11 protein-coding genes are annotated in these 14519 nt (G+C 60.9%); 3 read left to right on the forward strand and 8 right to left on the reverse strand.

What is annotated here, in order from left to right; translation table 11 throughout:
• Positions 1-14: 14 nt before the first annotated feature.
• The 4 genes from AC4CWF_RS24320 to AC4CWF_RS24335 are packed head-to-tail and all read right to left on the reverse strand — an operon-like array spanning position 15 to position 5968.
• Positions 15-1187, reverse strand: a complete 1173-nt coding sequence (locus tag AC4CWF_RS24320) for an ABC transporter permease (protein WP_491286288.1) — start codon at positions 1185-1187, stop codon at positions 15-17.
• Positions 1184-2182 (reverse strand): ABC transporter permease, encoded by a 999-nt coding sequence (locus AC4CWF_RS24325; protein ID WP_491286290.1) that lies wholly within the window; start codon positions 2180-2182, stop codon positions 1184-1186. Before AC4CWF_RS24325 ends, AC4CWF_RS24320 begins: the two co-directional genes overlap by 4 nt.
• Before the next feature lies 1 nt (position 2183).
• Positions 2184-4085, reverse strand: a complete 1902-nt coding sequence (locus tag AC4CWF_RS24330; protein ID WP_491286291.1) for an ABC transporter substrate-binding protein — start codon at positions 4083-4085, stop codon at positions 2184-2186.
• Positions 4082-5968 (reverse strand): dipeptide ABC transporter ATP-binding protein, encoded by a 1887-nt coding sequence (locus AC4CWF_RS24335; protein ID WP_491286293.1) that lies wholly within the window; start codon positions 5966-5968, stop codon positions 4082-4084. The genes AC4CWF_RS24330 and AC4CWF_RS24335 overlap by 4 nt, the downstream gene beginning before the upstream one ends.
• Before the next feature lie 265 nt (positions 5969-6233).
• Between AC4CWF_RS24335 and AC4CWF_RS24340 the strand changes: the two genes are divergently transcribed.
• A complete protein-coding gene (locus tag AC4CWF_RS24340) occupies positions 6234-7214 on the forward strand; it encodes a glycosyltransferase family 32 protein (RefSeq protein ID WP_491286295.1) in 981 nt (326 codons plus the stop codon).
• A 3-nt stretch (positions 7215-7217) separates the two neighbouring features.
• Here the strand turns inward: AC4CWF_RS24340 and AC4CWF_RS24345 are convergent, their stop codons facing one another.
• Complete coding sequence (locus tag AC4CWF_RS24345; protein ID WP_491286297.1) at positions 7218-7949, reverse strand: polysaccharide deacetylase family protein; 732 nt, start codon at positions 7947-7949, stop codon at positions 7218-7220.
• Complete coding sequence (locus AC4CWF_RS24350; RefSeq protein ID WP_491287795.1) at positions 7946-9037, reverse strand: glycosyltransferase family 4 protein; 1092 nt, start codon at positions 9035-9037, stop codon at positions 7946-7948. The genes AC4CWF_RS24345 and AC4CWF_RS24350 overlap by 4 nt, the downstream gene beginning before the upstream one ends.
• A gap of 216 nt (positions 9038-9253) precedes the next feature.
• On the opposite strand from AC4CWF_RS24350, the gene AC4CWF_RS24355 reads away from it, so the two are divergent.
• Together AC4CWF_RS24355 and AC4CWF_RS24360 are read left to right on the forward strand one after the other, a co-directional pair.
• Complete coding sequence (locus AC4CWF_RS24355; protein ID WP_491287797.1) at positions 9254-10582, forward strand: nucleotide sugar dehydrogenase; 1329 nt, start codon at positions 9254-9256, stop codon at positions 10580-10582.
• A 25-nt stretch (positions 10583-10607) separates the two neighbouring features.
• The gene (locus AC4CWF_RS24360) at positions 10608-11096 is read left to right on the forward strand and encodes a class I SAM-dependent methyltransferase (RefSeq protein WP_491286298.1); all 489 of its coding nucleotides are present in this window, start codon (positions 10608-10610) and stop codon (positions 11094-11096) included.
• 46 nt (positions 11097-11142) lie between these two features.
• Here AC4CWF_RS24360 and AC4CWF_RS24365 read toward each other — a convergent pair whose 3' ends face one another.
• Together AC4CWF_RS24365 and AC4CWF_RS24370 are read right to left on the reverse strand one after the other, a co-directional pair.
• On the reverse strand, positions 11143-11631 hold the full coding sequence (locus AC4CWF_RS24365) for a cyclic nucleotide-binding domain-containing protein (protein ID WP_491286300.1): 489 nt from the start codon (positions 11629-11631) through the stop codon (positions 11143-11145).
• Between the two features lie 36 nt (positions 11632-11667).
• Positions 11668-14388 carry an ABC transporter transmembrane domain-containing protein gene (locus tag AC4CWF_RS24370; protein WP_491286302.1) on the reverse strand — a complete coding sequence of 907 codons (2721 nt, stop codon included), beginning with the start codon at positions 14386-14388 and terminating at the stop codon, positions 11668-11670.
• Positions 14389-14519 lie beyond the last annotated feature (131 nt).

The following is a 14519-nucleotide window of genomic DNA, read 5'->3' on the forward strand; positions in this document are numbered from 1 at the left end:
AATCCGTTCGGTTGCTATTTATATGGGTCGGCAGCATCCCTAAGGCCATCGCCCAGGAAATTGAAGGCAAGGATCACGAAAATGACCGGGATGACGGGAAAGAGCAGCCACGGATAGAGCGCCAGAACACTGACCGTTCTCGCTTCCGTGAGCAGAACACCCCAGCTGGTAATGGGCGGGCGAAGCCCGAGCCCGAGGAAACTCAGCGTGGTTTCCCCAAGTATCATGCTGGGGATGGTGAGCGTCGCGCTGGCGATCAGATGTGACATGAAGCCGGGGATCAGGTGGCGCGAGATGACACGCGTGCTTCCCGCTCCCATCATCTGCGCTGCCAGCACATAATCCTCTTCCCGCAGCGCCAGAAGCTTGGAGCGCACCGCGCGCGCAAGCCCCGTCCAGTCGAGGAGACCGAGGATAAAGGTAATGCCGAGATAGATGAGAAGCGGGCTCCAGTCGACCGGCAGGATCGCGGCAAGTGCCAGCCAGAGCGGAATGCTCGGGATGGACTGCAGCACCTCGATCACCCGCTGCACGACGAGATCAAACCAGCCGCCCCAGTATCCGGCAAGGCCACCGATCACAATGCCGAGAACGAAACTCGTCATGACGCCGAGAAGGCCGATGGTGAGCGAAATACGTGCGCCATAGAGGATACGCGACAGGATATCGCGGCCAAGCCGGTCGGTGCCCAGCCAGAAGAACTGGCTGTTTTCCGGCGGGCAGACCAGATGCAGGTCGGCATCCACCATCCCCCAGAACTTGTAGGGCTCGCCATGGCAGAAGAAGCGCAGTGGCTGAATATCCGTCTTGTCTGGCGTATAGACCCGCTGCAGCGTCTGCATGTCGAGCCGCATGGTCTGGCCGTAGACGAAGGGGCCGACAAAACTGCCCTCATGGAAAAGATGCACCGATTGCGGCGGCGAATAGATGAATTCGACATTGCGGGTATGCACCTTGTAGGGCGCGATAAACTCCACGATCACGATCATCAGATAGGCAAGGAGAAGCGCGATGCCCGAGGCAAGCGCCAGCCGGTGGCGGCGAAAGCGCCACCACATCAACCTCAGCTGCGAGGCCTGATCGGCCGGCATGATGCCGGCGGCGGCATCGTCGGCATTCGGGTCGAACGGCGTATCGCGCACATAATGCGGCAGGATGTTGGACGAGGTATCGGTGCGCGAGGTCATTTCGTGGCTCCTCCGCGCAGGCGGATCCGCGGATCGAGGATGGCAAGCGCGATATCGGAAATGAGCACGCCGATCACGGTGAGGAAGGCGAGGAACATCAGGAACGACCCCGCCAGATACATGTCCTGGCTCTGCAGCGCGCGGATCAGCATCGGCCCTGTCGTTTCCAGCGACAGCACGACAGCGGTGATTTCAGCGCCGGAAATGACCGCCGGCAGCACAGAGCCGATATCCGAGATGAAGAAGTTGAGCGACATGCGCAGCGGATATTTGATCAGCACCTTGAACGGATGCAGGCCTTTGGCCCGCGCCGTCATCACATATTGCTTGTGCAACTCGTCGAGCAGGTTTGCGCGCACGCGGCGCACCATGCCGGCGGTTCCGGCCGTCCCGATGATGATGACCGGGATCCAGATGTGTTCGAGGATCGAACGGAACTTGTCCCAGCTCATCGGTTCGGCGAGATATTTCTGGTCCATCAGATGGCCGATGGAGGTGCCGAACCAGATATTGGCAAGATACATCAACACTAGCGCCAGCACGAAATTGGGCACCGCAAGGCCGATCAGCCCCAGCAGCGTCAAGCCATAATCGCCCCAGCTATATTGATGCGTGGCCGAGTAGATGCCGATCGGGAAGGCCAAGAGCCATGTGAGGATGATGGTGACGGTGGAGACCAGAACCGTCAGCCACAACCGGTCGCCCACCACGTCGGTCACCGGCATGCGGTATTCGAAGGAATAGCCGAAATCGCCGGTCAGCATGCCGCCAACCCAATGCACATAACGGATCGGCAGCGGTTGGTCGAAGCCGTAGCGGGCGCGCAGAGCCTCGATCTCCTGCATGTCGGCCTTTTCGCCGATCGCCTTCAACTCCTCGACATAACTTTCGAAGTAATCGCCCGGCGGCAGTTCGATGATGGTGAAGATCAGCATGGAGATCAGCACCAGCGTCGGGATCATCACCATAAAACGCCAGAGGATGTAGCGGATCATCTCACGCATCTTGATCGTACCAGAATGTGTCGGGCCTGTAGACGCCGAGATAGGACATGGGATCGAAGCCGTAGAGCCCGTCCTTCGGCACATTGCGCAGCCGCGTGGAATGCACGACCGGCTGCAGCGTGGCGTTGACGGTGCCAATGGTGAGAACCTGTTCGGCGTGAAGAGAGAGCATGTCGTGCCACACGGCTTCCCGCTCGTCCTCGGTTTCCGAATTGCGCCATTTGCCCAGAAGTTCGTTGAGGCGGATGGCTTCCGGCATGTCGGGGGCCTGCCCGTCGCTTCCGCCGGAGTAGGAATAAAGCCCCCAGAGCGGCCATTGCATCTGGTCGTCGCTGGTCGGTGCCAGATCCTTCGGCGACATGTCGGCTGTGGGCACGCCGTTGTCGAGGCCGGCGGAGATGGTCATGATCGTATCGCCACCCTTGACGCGGCGGCGCAGCAGCTCACGCTGCGAGGTGCGCACAAAAATCTTGATGCCGATTTCCAGCCAGTGATCGTGGATCAGCTCGAGGATATCCGTATCGACGCTGTGCTCGCCCGTCGTTTCGACAATCACCTTGGCATACCGCCCGTCGGGCAGCAGGCGAAGGCCATCGTGGCGACGGCCGGTCAGTCCCACCTCGTCCAACAGGCGATTGGCCTCATCAGGATCGTAGGTCGTCCAGGCATCGCGGTAGTGCGGCTTAAACAGCGGGCTCTGCGGCAGAACCGTGTTGGCGCTCTCCTTGGCCAGGCCAAAAAACACCGCCATGTTGATTTCGTGGCGGTTGACGGCAAGCGACAGCGCGCGGCGCACCCGGACATCCCGAAACAGCGCGTTCCACACCGGATCCTTGCAGTTGAGGTTCGGCATCAAGGCCGCACGCGACCCCTGGATGCGTTTCCACAGATCCACCGTGATCGGGTATCGCTCCTCGGCATTCTTCAGGAAGGTATAATCGGCAAAATCGAGATTGGTGAACTGCAGGTCGCTTTCACCGGTTCCAGTCTTTGCGGCAATCAGGTCGGCTGAGCTGATGTCGAAGAAAACGCGGTCGATATAGGGCAATTGCTGCCCGTTCTCGTCCACCCGGTGATAATAGGCATTACGCTCGAAAACGAAACGTCCAGCGGGCGGCGGGGTGATATTGCGCCAGGCATCCAGCGAGGGAAGATCCGGATTTTCCGGTCGCACGGTGCGCGACAGCTTCTGGTGCAGCGCCACCCAGTCTTCCACGCGGTTCTTCGCCACATGCTCCTTCAGCTTGTCTGCCGTCTGGTAGGTCGGATGGAACTGCTTCAGGTAAGCGGCTGGCATCATCAGCCTGAGTGGCGATGGCGAGGCAATGTCGGTGAGGAAATCGGGGTTCGGCTCGTCCCAGCTGTATCGCACGGTGAGCGCGTCGATCACCTCGAAACGCGGCGCCTTGCCATTGATCTTCATGCTGGAGGGGATACCGCCGCGATAAAGCTCCTTGTTGAGGAACATATCTTCCCAGACATAGCGAAAATCTTCCGAGGTAAACAGGCTGCCATCCGACCAACGATGTCCCTCGCGCAGCTTGAAGGTGAAGACGCGCTCGCGCTCCACGGTGAAGCTTTCCAGGATGTCCGGCTCCATCTCGAACTGCTCGTTATAACCGATCAGACGAGCATAGGAGATGATGGGCATGTAGCGGATGTCACGCTGCCCCCCGATCAGCACGCGCAGGGTGCCACCCTGCCGCCCGATCGCCTTACCCTCGCCGGCAAACTTGATCACGCGCGGATTTTTCGGCAGGCGCTCGGCAAGAGGCGGCAGCGCCGCCGTTGCGGCATCTTGGGCCGGCGTGGAGGCGGCGATGGCAGCGCCCAGCATCGAATGCGGCAGAAGCGTGCCACCGAGAAGCGCCAATGCGTGTCTGCGTGTGATCATGGCCGCAACTCCCGCGCATCGACATCCCGACGGGCAAGGACGAAATGGCCGCCGCCGAGGTCGGCATGGGTGAGGTCGTCGCCCTCGTCCTCGCTGACGAACTGACGTGCCCAGTCCTTGCGCGCCGCAGCGCTTGGCTGGCCAATGGCATCGAAATCAAGCGGATGATCGAGGTTCGGCACCGGCACCGCCGCCAGAAGTTTTTTGGTATAGGGATGCACGGCGTGGCGCATGATGACATCGCACGGGGCGATTTCGACGATCCGCCCGGCATACATCACGGCCACACGGTCTGCCATGTAGTTCACCACGGCCAGATTGTGCGAGATGAACAGGTAGGTAAGGCCAAGGTCGCGCTTCAAGTCCTTCATCAGATTGAGGATCTGGGCCTGGATGGACACATCGAGCGCCGAGACCGGCTCGTCGCAGATCAGCAGATCGGGTCCGAGTGCCAGCGCACGGGCAATGCCGATGCGCTGGCGCTGGCCACCGGAAAAGCTGTGCGGATAACGACTGATCGAATTTTCCGGCAGGCCGATGGCGTTAACGAGGCGAAGGGTTGCGTCCAGACGCGCCTGCGCATTGCCGCGCCTGTGGATTTCTAAGGGCTCGCTGATGATGTTGCGCACCGTCATGCGCGGCGAAAGCGACGAGACCGGGTCCTGGAACACCATCTGGATGCGGGTGCGCAGGATGTCGAGTTCATCCCCTTGCGCCTTCAGCACATCGATCGGCTTGCCTTCGCCGCTGAAGAGGATCTGGCCGGCGTCCGGCGTCACGCCGCGCATCAGGATCTTGCTCAGCGTCGTCTTGCCACAGCCGCTTTCGCCGACAAGGCCGAGCGTTTCGCCACGACGGATCTCGAACGAGACATCGTTGACGGCAAGCGTCGGCGGTGGCGGGCGCATGCCAAAGCCGCCGCCGCGCTTGGAGGAAAAGGATTTGGACACGCCGCGCACGCTGAGAAGCACGTCCGGCAGAACAGCCGTGCTGCGCGCCTTGTCGATCAGCCCCTCGGCATGCACCTTGATTTCGCGCAGCGGCTTCAGGCGTTCATCGCGCGGCAGATCGAAGTCGGGCACGGCTGCCATCAACCCCTTGGTATAGGCATGGCCGGCATGGCGGAAGATCGCCTCGACGGGACCGGATTCCATCACCTCGCCGCGATAGACCACCACCACTTCATCCGCCATGCTGGCGACGACACCGAGATCATGGGTGATCAGCAGCATGGCCATGCCAAGCTTCGACTGGAGGTCCCGCAGGAGCTTCAGGATCTGCGCCTGGATGGTCACATCAAGCGCCGTCGTCGGCTCGTCGGCAATCAGCAGCGATGGCTTGCAGATCAGCGCCATGGCAATCATCGCACGCTGGCGCATGCCGCCCGAAAGCTCGAACGGATACATTTCAAACGCGCGGGCCGGATCGGCAAAACCGACAAGCCCCAGCATTTCACGACAGCGTTCCAGCCGTTCCGTAGGCGACAAGACGGTGTGGACGCGCAGCACTTCCTCGATCTGGTTGCCCACGGTGTGCATGGGCGAAAACGAGGTCATCGGCTCCTGAAAGATCATGCCGATGCGGTTGCCGCGGATCGCGCGGATCTGGCGTCCGTCATGCGGAAGCGACAGAAGGTCGTGCGTTTCACCGGTATCGGGGTCGTTGAACAGCACGCGGCCGGAAATGCGCGCGGTGGCCGCCTCGATCCCCATCACCGAGCGGCCGAGCACGGATTTTCCGGATCCGGACTCACCGACCAGTGCGGTGACCTTGCCCGGACAAATCCGCATCGAGATGGTCTTGACGGCATCGATGCTGCCACCCCACATGGGGAAGGAAACAGACAGTCCATCGATATGGAGCAGATCTGCACGCTCAATCATGCATTGTGATTCCCGGAAGCCTTGTGGCGCGATTGCCAAAGGCGCGTTCCCATTGTTGTTTTCATCAACCGTATCTCAGCATATTGCCTGTGTCCATGATCAACACCTACAACAGTGGCAGCCTCGTTCGAGCTGAGGATCTGCCGCAACAACCGTTTCGGGAAGATGACAGTTCCCATGTAAATCGATGCAGGGCTTGAATGTTTCGACTGAATAATGCCGATCGTTGCAGTTCGGTCTCCGATTGCCAATGAAGCAGGTGCCGATGACCGAGAGAGAGACCACCATGAGCCCGCGGGCCCGTCTGAAGGAATTGCGCGCGCTGATCGATAGCGGCGCGCATGATGAGGCGCGCCGGTACTTGGGCGCTCTCCTGACGGATGAAGCGATCATGAACGACCCCACTCTCGGGGGCCGCACGGTGCTTGGTTATCCGCGAAAGTTGCATTCGGCGAGGCTGAAGCTGGCAAAGGCTGAAGGTCAGGTGGTGGAACGGCTGGGCCTGCAGCACACGCTGGTGCCTCCGCCGTCGCTGCTTGCCCCTCTCACCCGTTTCGATGGTGCCGAACGGCGGCAGATGAACAACCTCAACCGAGAGCACGTGCCGCGCGTGCTGCACCAGATCTGGCTCGGGGATCTCGCCGTTCCCCCAGCTGTGGAAGCCTGGCGGGCGCATGCTGAGAGGAACGGCCTCGAATACCGGCTGTGGCGGGAAGCGGATCTGCAGGCGCTTGGCGTCGAAAGCCATACGGCCTTTCAGCGCATGATGGCCGAGGGTGATTTTCCGGGTGCCGTCGATATCGCCCGCTATTTCGTGCTGTTTGCCGAGGGTGGTATCTATCTCGATTGCGACTGGTATCCGGCCCGCGACGACATAAGTTTTGCCGATCTGCTGCCGTTGACGGGGCTTTCGGCACTGGCCGAGGACACGCCGCGCAACACCGGGATGGGAAGCCTGCTTCTCACCAATTCCTTTATCGCGACGCCTGCCGGCCACCCCGTCTTCAAGCGCCTCCTCGACATTTTGCCCGAGGTGACGCAGCTTTTGCCGGATGGACCGGCCTGGTGGTCGACCGGGCCGCTGGTGATGACGCTGCTCTTTCGCGGCACCACGTTCACCGTTCCGCATGCGGGACTCGTCGCAGCCAACCTTGCCCGCCGCGCACCGGCATTGCAAGTCGAGGACGCAAGGCGGCAAGCGACGGCAGGGGATGGCGGCCTGCTGATCGGCTGGAAGTCCTGGTAGCCGTCAGGCGGCCAGAATATCGGAGGCGCTTGCCCAGCGGCAGGCGGGATGCGCGGCCGCCAGCGCAAAAAGCTCTCCCAGAAAATCCCAGGCCGCCGCATCATGCACCAGATGGTGGGTGAGGATGCCTATGGCGCGGACAGGGTTTTCGCTGGCGAGATAATCCAGCACCTCGCCAAACAGCGCCTCGGCCGTCTTTCCGCCGTGGGTGCCGTGCCAGTCCATGATGTCGACATGGGTGTTGAGGACGGCAAGCGGCGCCGGTTTTTCACGGCCGAAGACCGAAAGCGATGTAAAGCCGAGCGCCGGCAATTGCTCGACAATTTCAGGTGCAATGCGGTTCCAGGGTGGAACGAGCATGGGCAGCAACTGCGTGGGGTAAAGCTGCTGGAGCTTTTGAAGGCCGGCCCGCAACTCGCCGGTCACCGTCTCCAGCGGACGATCAAGGCCAAGCTCCTGCTTCTTGGCGGGAGGCGTGGAATAACTGCGATGCGACCAGCCATGTACGGCAACTGACGCAAGCGGCGCCGATACCAGCCGTTCTGCCAGCGGCGCTCCGGTCTCTTCGGGAATAACGGCAAGCGTCAGGGGCACGGCATGGGTTTCGGTGAGGGATAGCAGCCGGTCGAGAGCCGGCGTCGGCAGCACCGCATCGTCGTCGCGCAGCCAGAGGGTGACTGCCCTCCCCTCCTGCGCCAACCCATCCAGATGTGTCTCCAGGGCGTTCCGGCTCATGCGGTTTCTTCCATACGGGTTTCAATGATCTGGTGCAGCCGGTCGGCGGCAGCGGACAGCGACCGCTCCTCGGCCACCATACGCCGTGCATTGACGGATAATCGCACCCGTTCTGCCTCATCCGTCAACAGCTTGCGGATAGCGTCTGCATAGGCTTGCACATCCCCCGGCGGCGTCAACAGGCCGGTGCGGCCATCTTCCACCACTTCCGGCACGCCGGCGACCTCTTCGGCCACAACAGGCAGCCCCGCCGCCTGCGCTTCCAGATAGGCAAGCCCATAGGCCTCGCCATGCCCCGGCCAGAGGTAGATGGAGCCGCCAGACAGGCTTTTTGCCACCGCCTCCCGCTCCTGCTGGCCGAGGAAGGTGACGCGGCCCGCCGGCAGCGCCTCGGCAAACGCTTGCTCCACCTCTGGGCGCGCCGGCCCGTCCCCGATGACGGTCAGCCGCCATGGAAGATCGGACAGCCGCGACAGCGCAGTGCCAAGAGCCGTATAACTGCTCAGCTTGTCTCCCGGCCGCATCATGGCAACCGTTACCAGATGGCCGGGTTCCGGGCGGGGTTCGCGTGCCAGAAACAGGGTGGGATCGATGAAGGGCAACAGACGCACAAACCGGGCTTGCGGCGCAACCTCCATCAGCCCCTGCTTATCGCGACGAGTGAGGCAGATATTGGCGCGCGCCTGCTGGATGCCGGAAAGCACTTTTTCCTGAGACAGCGCCCAGCCGCCGATATTGCGCCGCTTCGAATAGGAGGATTCGGCGGTGAAATACGGCAGCGAAAATTGCCGACAGAGATCCGGCCCCAAAAGATCCGGCGCCTTATAATAAGGGTGATAGCAGAACCAGAGGTCCGGCAGACGCTGAGACAGCCACAAAGCCGCAATCCTCTCCCGCTCGGCTGCCGCAATCTCTTCCTGCTCCGGTGGCACCTCTGATGTGGCGGAAAAGGAGCGGAACTCCGACACCGTCTCCACCGCATGGCCGCCGATGGACAAAGCGCCAAAAATCTGGCGCGCCATCAGGCGGTCGCCGGAGGGCACCGGATGGTTGATCGATTTGAGCGGCGCGTAAAAGGCGATCTTCATACCGTCGAGATGGCGCAGGCGGGGTGCCGATTGCAAGGCATAGACGTTGATTTTTTCAAACGACAGCCTGTTCTGCAAAGCAGACATCACGTCAAATGCAAGGGCTGTTGATCGCCCAGACATGGCCTCCACCTTGACAGGTCCGGCCATCCGCCTCACTTGAGCAGCCGAACAGTCGCATTCGAACCGGAGCAGGCGCACGTGGATCACACCGAAATGCAAAGACCGGATCTTCTCGCAGCCATCGTTGCGAAAACCGCAAAGGCCGGCGTGATCGGGCTCGGTTATGTCGGCCTACCGCTTGCCATGAGCATGTCGCGCGCCGGCTTTTCCGTTCTCGGCTTCGACATCGACCCGCAGAAGATCACCCGCATCGAGGCGCACAAGAGCTATATCGACGCCGTGCCGGATGCCGTACTTGCCTCGGAACACGAAGCCGGACGATTTGCCGCAACCTGCGATTTCGAGCGTCTGGCCGAATGCGACGTGATTGCCATCTGCGTGCCGACGCCGCTCACCCGCCACCGCGATCCGGACCTCTCCTTCGTCGAAAACACCTGCCGTGATATTGCTGCACGCCTGCGGCCCGGCCAGTTGATCGTGCTGGAATCCACCACCTATCCCGGCACGACCGACGAGGTGATGAAGCCGATCCTCGAAAAGACGGGGCTCTCCTGCGGCGTCGATTTCTTCCTTGGTTATTCGCCGGAGCGCGAGGATCCGGGCAACCGCGATTTCGAAACCTCCACCATTCCAAAGGTGGTGGCCGGCGACGGTGAACTGGCGCTGGACATGATGAAGGCGTTTTACGGTGCAGTGGTCAAAACCATCGTGCCGGTCTCGAGCCTGCGCACCGCAGAAGCCGTAAAGCTCACGGAAAACATCTTTCGCGCGGTCAATATCGCGCTCGTCAACGAGCTGAAGCTGGTCTACGACGCCATGGGCATCGACGTCTGGGACGTGATCGATGCGGCAAAGACCAAGCCATTCGGCTACATGCCGTTTTATCCGGGTCCGGGCCTTGGTGGCCACTGCATCCCGATCGATCCCTTCTATCTCACCTGGAAATCGCGCGAATTCGAGCAGCCGACGCGCTTCATCGAACTCGCCGGTGAGATCAATACGGCGATGCCGCGCCATGTGGTGGAAAAGCTTGCCGAAGCGCTGGACCGCAAGCTCGGCAAGGCGCTCAGCCGCTCGCGCGTGCTGATCCTTGGTCTCGCCTACAAGAAAAACGTGCCTGATATTCGCGAAAGTCCCTCGCTGCGGCTGATGGAAATCCTGCTGGAGCGCGGCGCGGACGTCGCCTACCACGATCCCTTCCTCGATGAAGTGCCACGCACGCGCGAATACGGTCACCTGATGGGCCGCCGCTCGGTGGAACTCACGCCGGGCGCCATCGCCGGTTTCGATGCCGTGGTGATCGCCACCGATCATGATCCGGTCGATTATGCAGCGCTTGAACAATCGGCCGCGCTGATCATCGATACGCGCAACGTGTTTGCCCGCCGTGGCATCGCATCGGACAAGGTCGTCAAGGCATGAGGCAGCAACAGGCAGGGAGATCCGCGTGAGCAGGCTCGACAGTTTCATCAACCGCATGAGCGCGCAGCGGGATCTTTTAAACCACGTGCGCGACCATGGAGACCTGCCGGCAGACGGCCCGGTCTTCGAGATCGGGCTTGGCAATGGCCGCACCTTCAGCCACCTGCGCGAATGTTTTGGCGATCGCCGGATCATCGCCTTTGATCGCAAGCTTGCCTCGCATGCCTCTGCCACGCCCGAGCCGGAAAATTTTGTCGAAGGCGAAATCCGGGAAACCGGTCAGGCTTTCCTCGGCTGGAATGCAGCCCTCGTTCATGCCGATATCGGCACCGGTTATCCCGACGTGGATGCCGTGACGCTGACATGGCTGCCGCAGATGGTGGCGGGCATGCTCGCGCCCGGCGGCATTGCCGTCAGCGGGCTGCCGCTGGAGCATCCGGATTTGAGCCCGCTGCCGCGCCTCGAAACCATCCAGGAAGGTCGGTATTTCCAGTATCGTCGCCGGGTGCGGTAAAAAAACGGCTCCGTCAAAATTTCTGTGGAAAAGCTGAGGCCGCCCCTCAATCGGCGCGTTCATGCAGCTTGATCGGCATCCTTTCGGCAGCCCGGTCGGGCTGGCGCTGAGGTGCCGGAGCCTTGTCGCGAATGGTTTCGGCAAGCGACCGGCTGATCTGGAAACCGATGTGCGGATCGGCGGAAACGACCTTTAAAAAACACTCCCTGGAAATCCGCAGCGCTTCTGCGCGTTCCGTCACACGCACCGTGGCAGCGCGGGGAGCGTCCGACAAAAGGCACATTTCACCGATCATGGAATGGCAATGCGCTTCGCCAACCTTCACCTCTCCGGCCGCCGTGTTGATCAACAGATCGGCTTTGCCGCGCAGGAGAACATAGGCTGCATCGCTGTTATCGCCCTGGTGAAACATCACCTGGTCAGCCTCGTAGCAGACGCGGTCCGACGCAAACGCCAGAAGCTTCAGTTTGCAAGGATCAACCTTGCTGAAATAGGGCAGTTTGCGCAGAAGCTGCACTTCATCGTTAAGCAACATGGAGCCCACTATCTCCTGTCGCAAAGCAACGTCAGATCACGCCACCAGCGACTTGAAGATACCACTTTCTTTGTCCAGAGTCTCGTAAGGTCCATCTGCGACCACAACGCCGCGATCGAATACGATGACTCTGTGAAACATGCGTGACAGTGATGTGTTCGAAAGAACCCATACGATTGCAGGATCATTGTCCTGCTCTTTCAGGAAATCAAGCACATTCCTGACGATTTCCTCCTGGACACGGCGGTCCAGCCCCGGCAACGGCCGGTTGAAGATGTAAAAGTCGGAGCGGCGGATCAGCGCGCGTGCAAGACTGATCTTGTGACGCTGGGTCAATGTCAGGCGTCGTCCACCGCTGCCCACATCGAAGCTGAGGCCGATGCCGATGAAGCTTTCGAGTAGCCCCTTCTCCTCCATCACACGCTTGGCAACCTCGCGAACATGGACCACGGCATCCGGGGCCCGGTGCGAGAGCTTGCCGAACAGCACGTTTTCGCGAAGCGTTGCGGCCGCCATGTAGCGGTGCGGGTCATAACGCTCCACCCGGTCGCGCAGGTCTGCCGGTAGGTTTTCGTAAAACAGGTCGCGCGCCGCCACCACCTGGTTCATGATCTCCTGCGTCAGCACACCGAAACGATACCGCGGCTCGATGTAATAGAGGCTGAGGCGCACGATGCTGCGATGTTCTTCTTCCGTCACCGGCTGCTGCCCGCGCGCCTTGCGCTTTTGCAGAAACTGCTGGTAGCCGGCGATGTCATCGGCGTTGATATTCTGCAATTGCTGGAAGAACGGGTGTTCCGGCGGCAGATCGGCAAAGATTTCAACGAGGTTTTCGGCGATCGTCATGCCCATGGCGTAGAGGAGGTCGGACAGGCCGGCCCGCTTCAGAACCTCAAACACGTAATGACTTTCCGCCACTTCCGTCTCGGAGGCAGAACTGGTGCGCGTTGCGGCAAACAGAAGGTTCTCCGCAACGGTTGCCTCGGTATTGTAGGAGGCAGGATCGAAGGGGGCAACGATATGGGCAAGTCCCTCCTTCTTCAGTTCGTCGCGAAGCGCATGGCGCATTTCCACCACACGCTCGGCAAGGCCCGGGTTCTCCTGGGGGTCGATGACGGAATGCAGCGCCAGTTCCATCACGTCGGGCGTCAGCTGCACGGCATCGAGCGCGCGCATCAGCGATTGCTTAAGGTCGTCGTTAAAGCCGCGCAGAACCGATGTCGAGCGCCGGTCCAGCCAGTCGGCATTCAGGTCATAGCTGCAATTGGCGGCCATGTGCGCCTCATGCACCTCCCATTTGCGGTTTGCCGCATCGCGACCGCTATAGCTGACGGTGCTCGTCGGCGCGTGTTTCAGGCCGTAGAGCAGGTTGTCCTTCAGGCTGCCGTGGAAGAAATAACTGTTGGCGGAAACATAGGAAATCCGGCGGCCGGTGATGGATTCCGGCAGTTCCAGAATGTCTGCATCCCCCAGCGTGACCTTGCCTGAAAGCGGCCAGACCAGTCGGCCGAAGGCTTCGGCCAGCGCCTCGCCGCCACTGCCGGAATTATCGACAATTGCCACGGTCTCGCCCTGGTCGATCTTGACGGAGACGCCATCGATCACCTTGGCGCCGCTACCGTCGGCCACGATGATATTGGTGGCAGCCAGTGCTCCGCCGGCAAAGGTCGGCGCGATCGGCGCAATGACCTGCACTGAGGGCTCGATCAGTTGCGGCGGCTCGAACTGTTCCAGCACCTGTTCGTATTTCACCTGCACATCCTGGCGTGCCTGGTCCCAGTCGATCAGTTCCTTCAGCGGCCCCGGCAAGTCCTTGTAGGCGTTGATGACGGCCACCAGCTGGCCAACGTCGAGACTGCCGCGCAGGGCAAAATAACCGCCGATCGAATAGAACAGGAAGGGCGTCAGCTGCGACAGGAAGTTGTTGACGAACTTGACGAGGAACTTCCACTGGTACAGCTCGAAACGGATGCGGTAGATCTGGCCAAGTCGGGCGGCGATATCGGCGCGCTCATAATTGGACGTGTCATAGGCATGGATCGTGTCGATGCCCTCGACGATTTCCCCCACCTTGCCGGCAAGATGCCGGGCCGTGATCTGACGCTGGCGGCCAAGGTCGATGAGGCGACGGCGCATCTTCGGGATGATGCCGACCTGGATTGCCACCATGACGGCGGCAATCAGGCCAAGCCAGGTGTTCTGCAGGAAGATGAAGAAAAGGGCCGCGGCCGCCTGCCCGCCCAGCAGCGCCGGCTGCACGAAGGCATCCCCGGTAAAGCCGCCGAACGGCTCCACCTCGTCCTTCACCATGGTGGAGATTTCCGCGCCGTTCACCTGTTTCATGGTGTTGGGCGGGAAGCGTAGAACGCGGTCCACCAGTTCGTAGCGGATGCGGCGCAGCAGCCGTTCGCCAAGCCGCCCCTTGTAGGTGTTGATATAGAACTTGAACAGACCGTTGATGATGACCAGCAGCAGGAAGACGCCACTCAGCGCCATCAGCATCGACAGGCGGTCAAGCTGTATACCGTCGTAGGATAGGGTCCAGCCGGTCAGTGGAACGGTAAAACTGAAATCGAGGAAGGCGGCAGAGGCATCCGCCGATTCAAACCCCTGCCCCTGGATCGGTCCATTGATGATCTGTTTCGGCAGGTCGAAGGCGGCAAAATATGGCACCATCGAGAACAGGACGATGAACAATATCCAGATCTGGGGGGAACGCGTGTGATTCCAGATATAGCGAAGTAGGTTCTTTTCCATCTGGCGTGCTTTGGCGTTCCGCGCATTCCAGAAAGCGGAATACGGATGTTCAAGGAAATCAGTATATATTCAGGTCTGCCGGCTGGCGCAAATGCACTGCACACAAGGACGCCATCATGGTGCCAAAAGTT

The organism is Neorhizobium sp. PAMB6630, from assembly GCF_058242775.1.